This window comes from Agrobacterium sp. S7/73 (assembly GCF_019355535.1).
GTDB classification, from domain to species: domain Bacteria; phylum Pseudomonadota; class Alphaproteobacteria; order Rhizobiales; family Rhizobiaceae; genus Agrobacterium; species Agrobacterium tumefaciens.
This window is the reverse complement of record NZ_CP072137.1, coordinates 1,710,167-1,727,044: the sequence shown is the minus strand read 5'-3', so window position 1 is coordinate 1,727,044 and position 16,878 is coordinate 1,710,167. Positions and strand designations below refer to the sequence as shown.

Below are 16,878 nucleotides of genomic sequence, written 5' to 3'. Positions count from 1 at the left end.
ATGAACCAGCAAAGCATCGAGAAAGACACTCTCAGAACGACGATCGACAGCGTCGCCGCCGCCTTCAGCCGCCTCAAGGGCATACAGGAAGGCCTGGCAAGCGGCAGTTCCGACGGCAAGATCCAGTTCGATGAATGGGATTGGGAAGTGGGCGTTGGGCTTTACGGCTTCCTGCGCCGGGCGCTTGCCGCAAACGACCAGAAAGCTCTGGACGATCTCGTGACCTGGTACGGCTGGCAGATCGATCGTGGCCTGCCGCCACGCCAGATCAACAGTTCCGCGCCAATGCTGCCGCTCGTCATCCTCACCGAACATGTCGACCGGCCGGATTTCCGGGCGCTGGTGGAAGACTGGGCCGACTGGCTTGTGCACAAATTGCCGAAAACCGAAGATGGCGGCTTCCAGCACGTGGTCAAGGAGCGGCTTAACGAGGGTGAACTCTGGGACGACACGCTGTTCATGGCTTGTCTGTTCCTTGCCCGCGCCGGTGTGGTCTGCAAACGTCAGGACTGGATCGATGAGGCAGTCTACCAGTTCATGATCCATGCGCGTTACCTGTCAGACCCCGTGACCGGGCTGTGGTATCACGGCTGGACCTTCATCGGACGCCACAATTTTGCGCATGCCTTCTGGGCACGCGGCAATTCCTGGATCACCGTTGCAATCCCCGAACTCTTCGAACTGGTGCCGACGCTTGCCGAAAAGGACAAACGTTTCCTCGCCAATGTGCTTGCAAGCCAGGTGCGTTCGCTGCGCCAGTATCAGCGCGAGGATGGCATGTTCCACACGCTCCTCGACGATCCGACTTCGCCGGTCGAGACGTCGGCAACCGCTGGCATCGCCTATGGCATTCTGCGCGGCATCGAGGCAGGTATTCTCGGCGAAGAAAACCGCGCCCATGCCGAGCGGGCGCTGAAGGCGGTGCTGGGCAATATCGATGATGAAGGCGTCGTGCACGGTGTGTCGGACGGAACGCCCATGGGCCACGACCTCGATTTCTACCGCCGCATTCCCAATTTGCCGACACCCTATGGGCAGGCGCTGACGATGCTGCTCCTGATCGACGTCTTTCTGAAAAGGCCGCAGGCATCATGAGTGCTCACACCAATATCACCATAGCCGCCGAGGGACGTGACGCCACTGCCGATATCCAGCAGGCAATCGATAGAGCATCGGCTGCAGGCGGCGGCGTCGTGTCGCTCTTGGCCGGACGGCATGTCAGCGGCGGCCTCCATCTTAAAAGCGGCGTGGAACTTCACCTTGCACAAGACGCGGTGCTTGCGCCGATTTCCGACTACGACGCCTATGCCCATACGTCCGTTTCGGTCATCGCCGAGGATTCCGATCGCGGCATGATCGTCGCAAAGGGCGCGAGCAACATCGCTGTCACCGGCCCCGGCCGTATCGAGGCTGGCGGTGAGAACTTCATCATCGGTGACGACGAAGCCATGGGAACCTATGTGCCCGCGAAAAAGAGGCCGCGTGTCATGGTTCTGGAATCCTGCCGCGACGTTCGCCTTGAAAACCTCGTCGTCAGCGGTTCGCCAATGTGGACCCTGCACATGGTCGATTGCGAAGATCTGAGTTTCCGCAACATCCGTGTCGAAAACGATCGCCGCCTGCCCAACACCGACGGCATCGTGCTGGATGCCTGCCGGCGCGCACTGATCGAGGATTGCTCCATCTCCACCGCCGATGACGGTATCTGCCTGAAGACCAGCGCCGGACCGGATGGCAAGGCTGTTGGCGCCTGCGCCGATATCACGGTTCGCCGCTGCACTGTCTCAAGCATGAGCTGCGCCTTGAAGCTCGGCACGGAATCCTTCGGCGATTTCACCGATGTGGCGTTCGAGGACTGCAAAGTCATCGCATCCAATCGCGGCATCGGCCTTTTCTCCCGCGATGGCGGCGCCATGCGCAATATCCGCTTTTCGCGGATCGAGGCGGAGTGCCACGAAACGCCGGGCGGGTTCTGGGGATCGGGCGAAGCCGTGACTGTCACCGTGGTAGACCGCCGGCCGGAACGTCAGGCCGGTGAGGTTGAAAACCTTGTGGTGGAAGACCTGAGCGGTTCGATGGAAGGGGCGATAAACCTCGTCGCCACCTCGAGCGCCGGCATCCACAATGTCACGCTCGCGCGCATTTCACTGTCGCAACAGCCCGGCAAACTCGGCACCGGCCTGCAATATGATCTTCGCCCGACCAATGCGGACATTGCACCAAGCCCGGAAGCTGCCGGCCGCGCCAATGCCTGGACACGCAGCGCCGACGGCAGGATCGTCGGACTTGAAGATTACCCCGGCGGCATGCCTGCGGTCTATCTGTCCGGCGTTCACGGATTTTCTGCGCGCGACGTTGCCATTGGAAGAACGATGCCCTTACCCGAGGGCTGGAATGCAAAAGAGATCGTCGCAGAGACGACCTTGCCCGAAGGGAGCAGGTAATGGGAAGTCTAAAGCTGGAAAACCTCAACAAGGCATTCGGTGCCGTTCATGTCCTGCATGATATCGATCTTCAGATCGAGAACGGGGAATTCGTCGTTTTCGTCGGTCCTTCCGGCTGCGGAAAATCCACGCTGCTGCGCATCATCGCCGGCCTTGAGGATGTGACGTCAGGCACCATCGGCATTGGCGGACGCGACGTCAGCGCGCTCTCGCCGGCCGAGCGCAAGATCGCCATGGTCTTCCAGTCCTATGCGCTCTATCCACATATGAGTGTGCGCAAGAACCTCGCCTTCGGCCTTGAAAACCTGCGTTTCAAGCGGGCGGAAATCGAAAGCCGCATCAACGAGGCGGCACGCATGCTGGCCATCGAACCCTATCTCGACCGCAAGCCGAAACAGCTTTCCGGCGGCCAGCGCCAGCGCGTCGCCATCGGCCGCGCCATCGTGCGCGAGCCTGACATTTTCCTGTTTGACGAGCCGCTGTCGAACCTCGATGCGGCGCTGCGCGTGCAGACCCGCGCCGAAATCACAAGGCTGCATCGCGATATCAAGACGACGATGATCTATGTGACCCACGACCAGGTGGAAGCCATGACCATGGCCGACAAGATCGTGGTGCTGCGTGCAGGCCGCATCGAACAGGTGGGCAGCCCGCTCGAGCTTTTCGACAATCCGCGCAACCTCTTCGTCGCCGGCTTCCTCGGTTCACCGCGCATGAACATACTGAAGGGCACATTCGTCGCCGGCAGCGACGGCGGTTTCGCAATCGACACCGGATACGGCGTGTCCCTGCCCTGCCTCGTGGATCCCGCCGTGGCTACCCCCGGACAGGCAGTTCTGGCGGGCATCCGCCCCTCGCATTTTGTCATCACGCAGGAAAAGGGCCTGCCCTTCGAAGTGCAGTATCACGAGAGCCTCGGCACCGAGACCTATCTCTACGGCAATCTTCAGGGCCAGAAAGAGCAGATCATCGTGCACCAGGCTGGCCACTTCGCACCCGCTTCAGGCTCAATTCTGAACATCATGCCGGCGCGCGAAAGGGTGCATGTCTTCGACCCCGAAACCGAACTGGCGCTGCCGCGCCTCGACAGCCGCGGGAGAGACTAGCATGGCCAATCCGACGCTTGCGAGACTGTCCGACCGCGTGCTCGACGCCGTGATGGCAATCGCCGAAGTGCCGCTCAACCTCATAGAGCGGCTGATCGGCAAAAGACGCATGCCCTATATTTTCCTGATGCCTAACCTCGTTCTCTTCGGCATCTTCACCTTCCTGCCGATTGCCATTGCCGTCGGTTACGCCTTTACCGGCGGCACCGAGCTGCTGATCACAGACCGCCCCTTTGTCGGTCTGGAGAATTTCGGCAAGCTGCTCGATTGCCAGAGCTATATGGACCCCGGAAGCTGCCGGGAATCGCTGTTCTGGACAGCGATCTGGAACACGCTCTGGTTCGTCGGCTTCAACGTTGTCGCCACGCTGTTCGTCGCGCTGGTCACGGCCCTTATTCTTAACAGGGCGATTGCCGCGCGCGGCTTCTTCCGCGCCATGTTCTTTTATCCCGTGCTGCTGTCACCTGTCGTCATCGGCCTCATCTGGAAATGGTTTCTTGACCGCAACGGACTGCTGAACGCCTTCTTCCAGATGCTCGGCGTGCCGCCGGAAATCTTCCTGCTGGATGTCGGCTGGTCGCGCTTCTTCGTCGTGGTCGTATCCGTCTGGTTCCACATGGGCTTTTACACGCTCATCCTGCTGGCCGGGCTGCAGGCCATTCCCAAAGACCTTTATGAAGCAGCCGCAATCGACGCCGCTTCGCCCCGACGCACATTGCTGCGCATCACCCTGCCGCTGCTGGCTCCCAACCTTCTCGTCGTACTGATCCTTTTGATGATCCGCTCAGTGCAAATATTTGATGAAGCCTGGGTTTTGACCAATGGCGGCGGGCCGGGCACGGCCAACACGTTCGTGGTGCAATATATCTACCAGATGGCCTTTGGCAGCGATCTCAGGCTCTTCGGCCTCGCATCCGCCGCATCGGTTCTGATGGGCCTTGTTCTTCTCGCGCTGACGCTCGTGCAACTGCGCCTCGGCAAAAAGATGGAGTCCTGATCATGTCCGGCAATATAAACGCAGTCACTTTCCTGACGCGAACCCGCCGCCCCGGCAGGATCGGTCTCACCGATATTCTCTCCTGGGTGTGGCTCATCGGCGGCACGCTCGCGGTGCTCATACCCGTTGTCTGGGCCGCCATGTCCTCGCTGAAGCCGGAAGCCGAGATCACACGGTTTCCGCCGAGCCTTCTGCCGCGCGCCGCCGTGCAGGTGGAAGTTCCAGGTTATGACAGGCCGCTCAGCCTCTGGACCGTCACCATCGACGGCATGGAGCGGGAGATGGCCATGGTCCGGCGCGTTGGCATCAAGGCGCAGATGGTGGATCCGGCCAATCCCGGCCCGCCGGTCAGCGTCGACACACGCGAAATGTCGCCCGTCCAGAAACTGACGATCGCGACGCAGAATTTCACCGATCCCTTGACCCAGTTCAACTTCCTGACTTTCCTGAAAAACTCGGTCTTCGTCACTGTTGTCGCGACGGTTTTAACCTTGATCGTCAACGCCATGGCGGCGTTTGCTCTCTCGAAATACCGCTTCCGCGGCGAGAAGGCGATTTTCGTGCTGATCATCTCCACGCTGATGATCCCACTTACCGTCGTCATGGTGCCAGCCTATCTTGTTATCGTCGGTGTCGGCCTCGTCGACAATCTCTGGGGTGTCATCATTCCCACCGTCGCGACGCCAACCGGCGTGTTCCTGCTCAGGCAATACATGCTGACGATCCCCGACGAACTCATCGAAGCCGCGCGCGTCGATGCGGCCAGCGAGTTCCGCATCTTCTGGCGCATCATCCTGCCGCTGACGGCACCTGCACTAGCGGTTCTCGCAATCTTCTCGGTGCTGTGGCGCTGGAACGACTTCCTGTGGCCGTTGATCGTCCTCAGCAGCCGCGAGAACTTCACACTGCAGGTGGGCCTGAACGCCTTCCAGGGCGAGTTCTCGGTGCAATGGCACTATATTCTCGCCATGACCTTCCTCAGCCTGGCGCCGGTCACCGTCGTGTTCCTGTTCCTGCAACGCTATATCACGACAGGCATTGCTGGGACGGGCATGAAGTAAAAGCTCGGTATCACTTGGGGGGCGGTGCGATGCTGCCCCTCAGCACAAGTCGACAGCCAAGTTCCAGCCGGTGCGCAGGCCGGGTCGGGTCGGCGGCGACAAGCCGCTGCTCCAGCAGGGAAAGTGCCGCACCACCCAGCCTGTCGGCGGGCAATTGAACGGTGCTGAGCGGTGGCGCACTGAAGGCCGCCGGCATGATATCGTCAAAACCCAATACCGAAACATCATCGGGAACCCGGACACCGGCTTCCGTCAGTGCTTTCAGACAGCCGAGCGCCAGATTGTCGGCAGCGCAGAAAATCGCCGTTGCATTTCTGAGCGGGCGCTCCTCGGCCAGCAGGCGACGAATGGCGGTTTCGCCCCATTGGGGTTCATAACTCTCCACCTCAATGACCATATCCGCAGGCACCGGAAACCCCGCCGCAAGAAATGCGTCGCTATAGCCGTCGAAACGGCGGCGGATCGTCGTGCGCCCCTTCCAGGTAATGTGCAGAATATTGCGGTGCCCAAGGGAAAGCAGGTGCTCGATGCCGAGGCGGGCGCCGAAACGGTTCTCGGCCGTCACCGTATCTACGATCATGGCCGGGTCCTCGCCATTGATCAGCACCACCGGTTTGCCGAGCGCCGAAAGCGCCTGAACCAGTTGCGACCGGTCATCGTTCAACACCACGATGCCATCCACATTGTCGGCATCCGCCGCCTGCGCCACCGCGACAGGGTCAAGCCGGCTTGTGGCGCTGACGAAGGGCACGATGCGAATGCCGCGCCGTTCGCATTCGCGCCGGAAGCCGTTCAGCATCGTCCAGCTGACCATGTTGAGATCACTTTGCGGAGCCGCATCGTTGGTCATTGCCAGCAACACCACGCGCAGGGTCGCAATCGTCGCCTTCTGCCGGCGGTTTTCGAGATAACCGAGCGAACGGGCCGCTTCCAGCACCCGCTCGCGCACCAGCGTCGTCAAGGGGGCCGTGCCGTTAAGGGCGTGCGAAGCGGTGCTAAGCGAAACATTTGCCTGCTGCGCCACATCCTTAAGCGTCGTTTTCCTGTCTATTTTCATAAAAGGGAAATTCACCCACTCTTTTAAGGATGGGGCGGGCAAGAAACCGGCACAAAGCAGTTGATTTCAAGAATACCCGAGCCCGATTGCTGCTCTGTTTTGTCACGCAAAGATTACAGCATCATCCGTAAAAGCGGAATTGATTTCTCTGTGTTTTCTACCAATCAGCCTGTATTCGAACGCAAGCACCGCCTGCAGCAAACCGCAGGCGGTGAGGCGGTCATAGCGCCTGGGAGATATGGTCGATACTGTCTCTGACGGCAGCAGCCGGGTCTTTCAACTCATGCACCTCAGCCGCGAAAGGCTCGAAGCTGTAAGGCCCCTTGTAGCCAGCTGCCTCCAGCGTCCTGATCTGGGCAAGATTCTCCAGCCGGTCGTCGCTATCCACCAGAACGCGGTGGGCGTCCAGCATGTCGGCGACGGAGACAGCGGGGTCTGTCACGCCTGATATGTGGACGAGGCCGGTGCGTTCGGGGAAAAACACCGTCTCTCCTGCCAGATGATGATGGAAAGTGTCGTGCACCAGCCTGTAGACATCGCCCCCGCCTGCCGCGTCGATGGCCTTGACGGCCTCAGCCTTGGTGCGCAGCGACGAGACGGGGAAACCGAGTGGTTCGACAAGGCCGGTCAGCCCACGTTCCTCGAGGATGGGCTTCATGGCCTTGAGCGCGGCCACGAGATCGTCGAACGGTACCTGTCGGCCCTCGTTGAGCGGGCACATGACAAGCGCCTTCGCACCACTTGCGGCGGCGTAATCAGCCATCACGACTGCCCTTTTTGGCAGATCGCCCGACCAGACGTTGAATGGATAAAGCGCGTTGATGGAGATGATGGTCACGCCGGCCTTTTCGGCCGCGGCCTTCACGGCAGCCGGGTCCACCGTGCCGACGATGTCAGGCAGGTCGTTGCGGATTTCAACTTCGCTAAGGCCAAGATTGCGCGCTGTCGCGAAGAAGTCCTCGAGGGAGAGTTTTGGTGCGGTGATGTGGTTGATGGCAAAACGCATGAGATATCCTCACTTATAAAGGGCAGGACGCGCGGGAAGGTCGATGGCGACCGCAGCGCCACCGGTTTCCTGCGCGGCGACGCAGGCATCGGATGTGATGGCGGCCACGTAACCGTCCCAGGAATTAGGTCCGGCCGCGGTGCCCTTCGCCGCCGCATGGATGAAATCCTGCAGCTCGACATCATAGCTCGCGATAAAGCGATCCTTCCAGTCTGTCAGGATATCGTTCTGTAGCTTGGCGCCAAGGCGGGTCTGGACGGACATCGGTTCCGGTAGGCTGGCGATGCCATCCTCTCCCACCACCTGGCACTGAATATCATAGCCATAATGGCAATTGACGAAAATTTCGACGTCGATGAGCGTGCCCCTGGTGGTCTCCAGAATGACGATCTGCGGATCCTTCAGCTGTACATGGCTTCTGGCCGCCGAGCGGGGAAAGAGGACCCGCGCCGAAACATAGTCATCGTCGAGCAGCCAGCGCAGCACGTCGATCTCGTGGATCATCGTGTCGTGGATGGCCATAGCAGTCACATATTGCTCCGGAACCGCCGGATTGCGGTGGGCGGCGTGCACCATGATCGGCGCGCCGATCTTGGTGTCGACGGCCTGTTTCAACGCCACATAACCGGCGTCATAACGGCGCATGAAGCCCACCTGAACCAGCCGCTTGCCCTGCGCCACCTCGGCGTCAACGATGCGTTTTGCCCCTTCCGCCGTTGTCGACAGCGGCTTTTCGCAAAAGCAGGGCTTGCCGGCGGCAATGGCGGCCAGCACATATTGCTCATGCGTTGCACCCCAGGATGTCACCAGAACGGCGTCCACATCCGGCGATGCAATCAGTTCCTCGCCGGTGGCGAAAATGACGGCGTCCGGAGCAATGTCGTTCTTCACCGCCTCGGCGGATGCAGGGTTGACGTCACTCAGCGCCACGACCTTTGCGCCTCCGAGGACCTTGTTGATGCGGCGGGCATGGTCACGGCCAATCGCGCCGGTGCCGATGACACCAATTCTCACAGTCATGGGAAAAACCTCACTTGCGGTATTTTTCGATATAGTTGTTGATCTCGGCGCACATGAACCTGCCCGATTCATCGGCCCTGTCCTCCCACGCGAAAACACAGGAGGTCATGATGCCGTCGAAGCCGATTTCGGAAAGCGTGCCGAAGAAGTCGTCCCACGGCACCTCACCCTGGCCGATGTTCAAGTGCTGGTGCACGCGCGCCTGCGTGCCGGGCGGGTTGAGAATGTAGCGCAGCCCTGAACTGGCCTTGTGATTGAAGGTGTCACCGACATGCACGTGGGCGAGCACATCCTTCGCTTCGCGCAGCATCGCCTTGGTGTCGTCGCCGAAATAGAAGGTGTGCGGGGCGCAATAGAGAAACTTCACATTCTTCGAATTGACGGTGCGGATGATGTCGAGCGCCGGCTGAAGTGTCTCGCACCAGTCTTCCGGATGCGGCTCGACATGCAGATTGATGCCTTCGCGCTCGAAGATCGGCACAAGTTCTTCCATTGAACGCCACCAGGCATCCTCGCAGGCCTCGATCATCGAGCCGGTATGGCAGCAATAGCAGGAACCCTTGTCGGGATGCGGTCCACGGCCAAATTCGGAGTTCATCGTGTCGACCTCCAGTTCGACGGCGATCTCGATGGCGCGCTTCCAGTGCTTCACTGCCGCCTGCCGCTCGGTCTCGTCATTGGAGGCCCAGCGATACATCGGCAGCAGCGAGGCAATCTTGACGTTTTCGGCCGCCAGCGCCTTCTTGAACGAGCGGATCCTTTCGGGAAACACGCGTGGCGCCTTGAACCATTCGAGGAAATCGGCGCGCGGGCTGAGCTCGATCCAGTCGTAGCCGAGCTCCCTAACTTTGGCAGGAAGGGCTTCGAGGCTGAGATGGCGGTGCATGAACGGGTCGATGGCGATGCGCATTTACGCTTCCTTGTCGTCGGTATCTGTTGAGGTCGTTGCGGACAGGTTAGGCCGCGATCCGGGAGAAGAGACCGCGGCCTTGGGCCTGCTTTTCCATGAGCGGCCCCTGGTTTATTCCTGGCATTCCCAGTGAATGCCGGCCTCAGTTCTTCGCCTGATAATCCTTGAGGTTGGCGGGCGTGACGAGTTCGAAGGGCACGAAGACCTTCTTGTCGATCGTCTCGCCCTTGGCGAGTTTCAGCGCGGCATCCACCGCGCCCTTGCCCTGGCCGGCGGCATTCTGGAAAACACTGACATCCAGTTCGCCCGCCGCCATCGCGGCAAGTGCATCCTGGGTCGCGTCGATACCCGCGATGATGACGCCATCCATCGGCCGGCCGGTCGCCTTCAACGACTGGATCGCGCCGATCGCCATCTCGTCATTGTTGGAAATCACCGCATCGAACTCAACGCCAGCCGAGAGCCAGTTGGTCATCAGGTCCGACCCCTGCGTGCGCGACCAGTTGGCGGATTGCTCCTCAACGAGCTTGATGAAGCTGCAATCCGGAGTGGCGACGACCTCCTTGATGTCCTCAGTCCGCATGCGAGCCGCCTGGTTGGAGAGCTCGCCCATCATCACCACGGCCTTGGCTTCCGTCTTGCCGGCAGCCTTCAGAAGCCGGCAGACTTCCTGCGTCTGCAACGTTCCCGACTGTTTTTCATCGGAAGCGACGAAGGCCTGCTTGTCCGGCAGGTTGTCGAGATTGACCGGCTGGCGGTTGACGTAGACAAGCGGAATGCCGGCTGCGGCAGCCGCCTGCGAAAGCGCCACCGTCGCATCCGTATCGACGGGATTGACGATGATGGCGTCGACGCCGGCGGCGACAAAGTTCTGCACCTGGCTCAATTGTTTGCCGACATCGTTCTGGGCGTCCTCGATCTGCAGCGAGACACCCTTCATGCCCTTCGAATAGTCGATCATGCCGTTGCGCAGCACGGTCAGGAAATTATCGTCGAACAGGGCCATCGAAACGCCGATGGTCTGAGCCGAAGCCGTGGTCGCCAGCATGGTGGCCAGAGCCGCAATCGCAAAATGTCTTTTCATGTCATCCTCCTCCGAAACTCTTGAAAAGAAACCGGTCGCACAGCCGCAAGTGCATCGCGCCACAGCCGATCGCCGGCAAAAGGATACCCGTCGCCGAAGATGGAAATCTGCGGCGTTTGGCAACCTTGAAACATCGTTATTGTCGTGGATCAGCCTCCTGCCCGCTCCACATGCCGGCAACATGATCCTAGTCCGGGGCCGGCGTCAACGCGTCTTCGGCGGGCAAAACCATCATGGCTGATAGAAATAGACGTGGCATTTATGATAGAATCTATCAAACCATCAAAGGCTCTCAGGAACCCATAGATGAGCGGGCACAAATCTTTGTCCCGGCGTTTCCGCCATGCCGTGTTCGATGGTGTGAACCATCGTGGCAACGAGGTCCGTGCATAGTTCGCGAAGCGGTGTCTGGAACACGCCGGTAATACGCCGCTCAAGCAGCGCCTGACGGGATTCCGGCGTCAACTCGTTGACGAGGCAGACGATGGTTTCCTGGCGGTTCTCCTGCTGCAAGGCCTCGATCACACCTTCCATGCCGCCGCCGATGCAATAGATGCCGACGAGATCTTGGTGTTTGGCGATGGTGTCCATGACAAGCTCGTAGGTCAGCCGCCGCGTTTCCAACGTGATCAGCGCGTCCATCACCTCGAATTCCGGCGCATATTCCCTGATATAGCTCCGAAAGCCGGTCTCCCGCAGTGAATGGCCGTGAAAACGGTGGCCACCGAGCAATAGCAGCACCTTGCCCTTGCTGCGCGCCAGCCGCGAGATCATCCACGCCGCCGTGCGCCCGACCTTCATGTTATTCGCGCCAAGATAGGCCTCCCGCACACCCTGCGCGAAATCGGAAAGCAGCGAAAAGGTGGGAATACCCTTCGCCTTCAGCGCCTCAACGGCCGCCGTAACGTCATGATGGTCAGGCCCGGTGGCTGCAACGGCCTGCACCCGACCTTTCATGGCCGTCAGAAGGCCCGCAAGCTCGCTCGGCTCTCCCGACTGCGCAAATTCGATGCGCAGGTTCAGATGGCGATCCCTCACGTTGCGCGCCGCAAGCTCCAGCTCATCGGCAAATGTCTGGTAAAAGGAGTGCCGTTCTTTCCGCAGAATGATTCCGAGATTATAGGACGGCAGATCGGCCAGCATGCGCTGGCGGATGATGTTGGTGGCATGAAAACCGATCTTTTCCGCCGCCTCGAACACCCGCCGCGAGGTTTCCTCCCGCACCGGCAGGCGACCATTCAATACCCTGTCGACAGTCGCAACGCTGACGCCGGCGGCGTTTGCAACATCTGTGATTGTCGGACGCTTCATGAAGACACCCCTTACACGGAAAGAATCCTGTCATACCCCGCAAAACATGTCACGGATCATGATAGAATCCAACGCATACCGAGATTTCGGCGAGGGGTGCCATAACGCGCGGCATAAATATTGATGGCTGGGGTGTCCGGTGCGAGGCCTGCTTTTCCACTTCCCTCATCTCTGCGCTTGTCACAGAGATCCAGCCAGCCCAAGTCCTTGGGCCGAAAAGACTCCCTCCGCCGCGCAGACCCTCGTCGGCTGGATTCCTGTGACAAGCACAGGAATGAGGGGAGTTGGAATGCACCAACGCGAGAAAATCATGCGTGGAGTTCCTGAGCACCTGCCGACATAGGTGAAGACACGGCGGCAGCGGCATCCGGACCGTTCAACAGAACCGAATGCCGCGGTCCCGTCAGACCCGCTCGAGCGCCACGGCAATGCCCTGCCCGACGCCGATGCACATGGTCGAAAGCGCATAACGCTTGCCGGTCAGAGAAAGCTCGAGTGCTGCGGTGCCGGCAATGCGCGCACCGGACATCCCAAGCGGATGCCCAAGCGCAATCGCCCCGCCATTTGCATTCACCCGCGCATCGTCATCGGCAATGCCGAGCTGGCGAAGCGTTGCGAGACCCTGGCTGGCGAAGGCTTCGTTCAGCTCGATCACGTCAAGCTCTTCGTGTTTCAGGCCGAGACGCGCCAGAAGCTTGGCTGAGGCAGGCGCGGGGCCAATGCCCATGACGCGCGGCGGAACGCCGGCAGTTGCTCCGGCGAGAATGCGGGCAATCGGCGTCAGGCCGTATTTCTTTGCGGCTTCAGCCGAAGCGATGATGAGAGCCGCCGCACCGTCATTGACGCCGGATGCATTGCCCGCCGTCACTGTCGCACCGTCGCGCTTGTTGACAGGCTTCAGCTTTGCAAGGGCTTCAAGGCTCGTCGCGCGCGGATGTTCGTCTTTAGACACTACCAGCGGATCGCCCTTGCGCTGCGGGATCGTGACCGAGACGATTTCCTTGTCGAGGCGGCCATTGGCCTGCGCGTCGGCTGCCTTTTGCTGGCTGCGAACGGCAAAGGCGTCCTGATCTTCGCGGGAGACCTGATAATCGACGGCGACGTTATCACCGGTCTCCGGCATGGAATCGACGCCATATTGCGCCTTCATCAGCGGGTTGACGAAACGCCAGCCGATGGTCGTGTCGTAGATTTCGGCGTTGCGTGAAAAGGCACTTTCGGCCTTGGGCAGCACGAAGGGCGCGCGGCTCATGCTTTCCACGCCGCCTGCAATCATCAATTCCGCCTCGCCGGATTTGACGGCGCGGGCAGCGGCGATGACAGCGTCCATGCCCGAACCGCACAACCGGTTGATCGTGGTTCCGGTCACCGAAACTGGCAGGCCGGCCAGCAGCAGCGACATGCGGGCAACATTGCGGTTATCTTCGCCCGCCTGGTTGGCGCAGCCGAAGATCACGTCCTCGACGGCTTCCCAATCCACGGACGGGTTACGCTCGACAAGCGCCCGCAAGGGCACAGCACCGAGATCGTCAGCCCGCACTGAAGACAATGCACCGCCGAAACGGCCGATCGGTGTGCGGATATAGTCGCAGATGAATGCATCGGTCATCGGTTGTTCCTCAAAGTTCCGGGGCGACAAGATCGGCGACTTCGCCATCGACATGGAGAGGCGCGCCGGTCATGGCCTGCAATTCATCGAAGCTCATCGCCGCCAGCTTTTCGCGCAAAACGAAACGGCCATCCACGACGTCAATCACCGCATGGCTGGTGTAGATGCGGGTGATGCAGCCGACGCCGGTCAGCGGAAAGGCGCATTTTTCGACAAGCTTCGGCTCGCCGTTCTTCGTCACATGTTCGGTGATGACGAAAACCTGCTTGGCGCCATGCACCAGATCCATGGCGCCGCCAACGGCGGGCACGCCCTTGGAGCCAACGCGCCAATTGGCGAGATCACCATTCTGCGCCACCTGATAGGCGCCGAGGATCGCCACATCCAGATGCCCGCCGCGCACCATGGCGAAGCTGTCGGCGTGGTGGAAGAAGGAGGCACCCGGCTTCAGCGTCACGGCCTTCTTGCCGGCATTGATGAGGTTCCAGTCCTCTTCACCTTCCGGCGGCGCTTCGCCGAAATTCAGGATGCCGTTTTCGGTGTGGAAGATAGCCTGACGGCCGGGCGGCTGGTAACGGGCGACCATTTCGGGAAAACCGATACCGAGATTGACGTAAGCGCCATCCTCGATGTCCTGCGCCGCGCGCCAGGCGATCTGGGCGTTGGAAAGCTTGATATCGTCGCGAGTGTTGATTGGCTGGGTCATGCGTAGGCTACTCCCGCGCGAATGAGGACTTCTTCCTGTTGCGGATCGGCGATCTCCACGACGCCGTTGACGAAAATGCCTGGCGTGACGACATGCTCGGGGTCGATCTCGCCGGCAGCGACGATCTTGGAGACCTGGGCGATGGTGGTGGCTGCCGCCATGCACATCAGCGGGTTAAAATTGCGCCCCGCCTTGTTGTAGGTGAGATTGCCGTAGGTATCGCCAAGCTCAGCCTTGACGATGGCGAAATCCGCCTTCAGCCAACGTTCCTGAACATACGACCGGCCGTCGAATTCGGCGATCGGCTTGCCATTGGCAAGCTCCGTGCCGAAGGCAGTCGGGGTGTAGAATGCCGGAATGCCGGCGCCACCGGCACGGATACGCTCGGCAAGCGTGCCCTGCGGCACAAGTTCCAGCTCGATTTCGCCGGCCAGATATCTGTCGGTGAAAGCGCGCGGATCGGAAGAGCGCGGAAACGAGCAGATCATCTTCTTGACCATGCCCGCATCGATCATTGCGGCAATGCCGATACGGCCATTGCCGGCGTTGTTGTTGATGACCGTCAGGTTTTTCGGTCCCTTGTCGATCAGGGCGTGGATCAGCTCGATGGGCGCGCCGGAGCCGCCAAAACCGCCGATCATCACCGTCGCGCCGTCGCCGATACCGGAAATGGCATCAGTCGCGCTCTTGATTGTCTTGTCCATATCAATCCTCCATCCAGCCCAGCAATGGGAACTCGCAAGGCTGCTTTGGCGCAGAGCTAAATCCGAATCCGCCTCGACGGCAACAATTTTGTGCGTTATATGATTTTTGTTCGTATATCGCACAAATGGAGCGTGACATGGCCGTCAATGAAAGAGACATGATGGGCGGTCTCGCCAAGGGGCTGAAGGTGATCGAGGCGTTCAGCGCCGAGCGCCCGCGCCTGTCCATATCAGATGCCGCTGACATCGCAGGCCTTGACCGCGCCACCACGCGGCGCTGTCTGCTGACACTGTCGGAAATGGGTTACGCCGCCTATGACGGCAAGTTCTTCACTGTGACGCCCAAGGTGCTGCGGCTTGGCACCGGCTGTCTTGCCACCATGCCGCTGCCGCGCATCGTCCAGCCCCTTCTCGACCGTCTTTCGGAAGAGATCGGCCACAGCACATCAGTCTCCATTCTGGACGATACCGAAATCGTGTATGTGGCGCGCGCCGCCCAGCAGCGGGTCATGTCCATCGCCCTCATGCCTGGCTCGCGCCTGCCCGCCTATTGCACGTCCATGGGCCGCGTTCTCCTCTCAGCCCTTACACCGGAACGGCAGCGCGAGGTCCTGGAACACTCGCGGCTGGTGGCACGGACGGAAAAGACGATGACCGGTATCGACGCCCTGCTCGACGAACTCGAGGCGACCCGCAATCGCGGTTATGCCCTGATCGATCAGGAGGTGGAGATCGGCCTTCGCTCCATTGCCGTGCCGGTGAAAACCGTGCGTGGGCAGACGGTCGCAGCACTCAATGTCGGGCTTGCCGCCTCGGTAGCGTCGATGGACGATCTGGTGGAGCGTTATCTGCCGGCACTGCTTTCCGTTCAGCGTGAACTGGGAAGAATGCTTGCCTGAGCTGAGGCCGAAGCCGCGCCGTCATCTCCCATTTTCCGCCGTTCAGCCAATCGCCATGCCCGCGGTGTCATGCCTGTTTCCCGCTTGAAGAAGCGGTTGAAATAGGCCGGGTCGGCAAAACCGAGATCTTCCGCAATCATCTGAACGGTCGATACGGTGAAGATCAGTTCCTGCTGGGCGATCTCGATCTGTCGCCTGGCAACAAGCCGTTGCAGGCTGAGGCCGGAAACGGAACGGACGAGACGGTTGAGATGGGTCTCGGAAAGGCCGAGCTTCTGCGCATAAAACGCCGCTTTGCGCGGCTCGCGAATATGTCGGGCGATCAGTGACAGCAGGAGTTCGAAGCGCTGTTCCGCAGGACCTTCCCCGGTTCTTTCCACTAGAGGCCGCGCCGCTCGTGCAAGAAGTGCAGCCACGGTGGCAAGCTGACCTTCGATCATGGCCTCCCGGCCTATCTCGTGGCTTTCGTACTCCGCGGAGATATTTTCGAAATCCCTGCGCAATCGCTCGCCCTCGGAGAAATCCTGCAACGGCAACAACACGGGCTGCTGGAAATTCCGCAGCAGCAGCGCCTGCACGGATGCGGCAAGCGCGCCCGGCAGCACGGTGACGATCACCCCGCCAATATCGCGCGAAAAACGAAAGCCGTGCTCGAAACCCGGCGGCACGACAATGGCGACCGGTGGGCGGATAGCCTCGGTGCGGCCATCCAGCAATGCATCGCCCTCGCCGCCCCAAATGTACAAGATTTGCAGGAACGCGGCATGCCGGTGCAGGCCGATTTCAAAGCGATGCAGGCTGCTTCTGGAAAAAAGCGTCTCGCAATGAAAGCGGAAAGCGGTTCCTTGCGCAGTCTCCTCGCCATATAGGCCTTCATTCGCCGCAACCCGCATGTCACCCCCGGCTCCGCTCATCATGGTCGAATTGTGCAATTTACGCATCAGAAAGTCCATTGAGCTTGTCG

The 16,878-nt window shown here is 60.4% G+C and carries 16 protein-coding genes; 6 read left to right on the top strand and 10 right to left on the bottom strand.

The features are described from left to right. The 5 genes from J5276_RS22865 to J5276_RS22845 are packed head-to-tail and all read left to right on the top strand — an operon-like array spanning position 1 to position 5,608. Positions 1–1,095: a glycoside hydrolase family 88 protein gene (locus J5276_RS22865; RefSeq protein ID WP_013762386.1), complete on the top strand. Its 1,095-nt coding sequence runs from the start codon at positions 1–3 to the stop codon at positions 1,093–1,095. Continuing rightward, entirely contained in the window at positions 1,092–2,444 is a 1,353-nt protein-coding gene (locus J5276_RS22860) for a glycoside hydrolase family 28 protein (protein ID WP_111795307.1), read from the top strand. The genes J5276_RS22865 and J5276_RS22860 overlap by 4 nt, the downstream gene beginning before the upstream one ends. Continuing rightward, positions 2,444–3,550, top strand: coding sequence for an ABC transporter ATP-binding protein (locus J5276_RS22855; RefSeq protein WP_019567012.1), 1,107 nt, complete (start codon positions 2,444–2,446; stop codon positions 3,548–3,550). The genes J5276_RS22860 and J5276_RS22855 overlap by 1 nt, the downstream gene beginning before the upstream one ends. A 1-nt stretch (position 3,551) precedes the next feature. Beyond that, on the top strand, positions 3,552–4,547 hold the full coding sequence (locus J5276_RS22850) for a carbohydrate ABC transporter permease (RefSeq protein WP_004431062.1): 996 nt from the start codon (positions 3,552–3,554) through the stop codon (positions 4,545–4,547). Positions 4,548–4,549: 2 nt separating this feature from the next. Beyond that, entirely contained in the window at positions 4,550–5,608 is a 1,059-nt protein-coding gene (locus J5276_RS22845) for a carbohydrate ABC transporter permease (RefSeq protein WP_013762383.1), read from the top strand. Positions 5,609–5,618: 10 nt separating this feature from the next. Here the strand turns inward: J5276_RS22845 and J5276_RS22840 are convergent, their stop codons facing one another. The 9 genes from J5276_RS22840 to J5276_RS22800 all read right to left on the bottom strand — a co-directional run bounded on the left by J5276_RS22840 (position 5,619) and on the right by J5276_RS22800 (position 15,015). Then, entirely contained in the window at positions 5,619–6,665 is a 1,047-nt protein-coding gene (locus tag J5276_RS22840) for a LacI family DNA-binding transcriptional regulator (protein WP_174012362.1), read from the bottom strand. 220 nt (positions 6,666–6,885) lie between these two features. Further along, entirely contained in the window at positions 6,886–7,671 is a 786-nt protein-coding gene (locus J5276_RS22835) for a TIM barrel protein (protein ID WP_076844714.1), read from the bottom strand. Between the two features lie 9 nt (positions 7,672–7,680). Continuing rightward, positions 7,681–8,691 (bottom strand): Gfo/Idh/MocA family protein, encoded by a 1,011-nt coding sequence (locus tag J5276_RS22830; RefSeq protein WP_174012359.1) that lies wholly within the window; start codon positions 8,689–8,691, stop codon positions 7,681–7,683. A 10-nt stretch (positions 8,692–8,701) separates the two neighbouring features. Next, positions 8,702–9,601: a sugar phosphate isomerase/epimerase family protein gene (locus J5276_RS22825; protein WP_004431052.1), complete on the bottom strand. Its 900-nt coding sequence runs from the start codon at positions 9,599–9,601 to the stop codon at positions 8,702–8,704. A gap of 142 nt (positions 9,602–9,743) precedes the next feature. Further along, a complete protein-coding gene (locus J5276_RS22820) occupies positions 9,744–10,685 on the bottom strand; it encodes a sugar ABC transporter substrate-binding protein (RefSeq protein ID WP_174012357.1) in 942 nt (313 codons plus the stop codon). 282 nt (positions 10,686–10,967) lie between these two features. Then, positions 10,968–11,996 (bottom strand): LacI family DNA-binding transcriptional regulator, encoded by a 1,029-nt coding sequence (locus J5276_RS22815; protein WP_060642650.1) that lies wholly within the window; start codon positions 11,994–11,996, stop codon positions 10,968–10,970. A gap of 403 nt (positions 11,997–12,399) precedes the next feature. Continuing rightward, on the bottom strand, positions 12,400–13,605 hold the full coding sequence (pcaF, locus tag J5276_RS22810) for a 3-oxoadipyl-CoA thiolase (protein ID WP_174012355.1): 1,206 nt from the start codon (positions 13,603–13,605) through the stop codon (positions 12,400–12,402). Between the two features lie 10 nt (positions 13,606–13,615). Continuing rightward, positions 13,616–14,311 (bottom strand): CoA transferase subunit B, encoded by a 696-nt coding sequence (locus J5276_RS22805; protein WP_004431045.1) that lies wholly within the window; start codon positions 14,309–14,311, stop codon positions 13,616–13,618. Then, positions 14,308–15,015, bottom strand: a complete 708-nt coding sequence (locus tag J5276_RS22800; protein WP_112154176.1) for a 3-oxoacid CoA-transferase subunit A — start codon at positions 15,013–15,015, stop codon at positions 14,308–14,310. Before J5276_RS22800 ends, J5276_RS22805 begins: the two co-directional genes overlap by 4 nt. A gap of 137 nt (positions 15,016–15,152) precedes the next feature. Between J5276_RS22800 and J5276_RS22795 the strand changes: the two genes are divergently transcribed. Next, positions 15,153–15,914 (top strand): IclR family transcriptional regulator, encoded by a 762-nt coding sequence (locus tag J5276_RS22795; protein WP_004431042.1) that lies wholly within the window; start codon positions 15,153–15,155, stop codon positions 15,912–15,914. On the opposite strand, the gene J5276_RS22790 is transcribed toward J5276_RS22795, so the two are convergent. Further along, positions 15,884–16,807: a helix-turn-helix domain-containing protein gene (locus J5276_RS22790; protein ID WP_174012460.1), complete on the bottom strand. Its 924-nt coding sequence runs from the start codon at positions 16,805–16,807 to the stop codon at positions 15,884–15,886. The two genes, J5276_RS22795 and J5276_RS22790, sit on opposite strands and share 31 nt — an antisense overlap. Positions 16,808–16,878 lie beyond the last annotated feature (71 nt).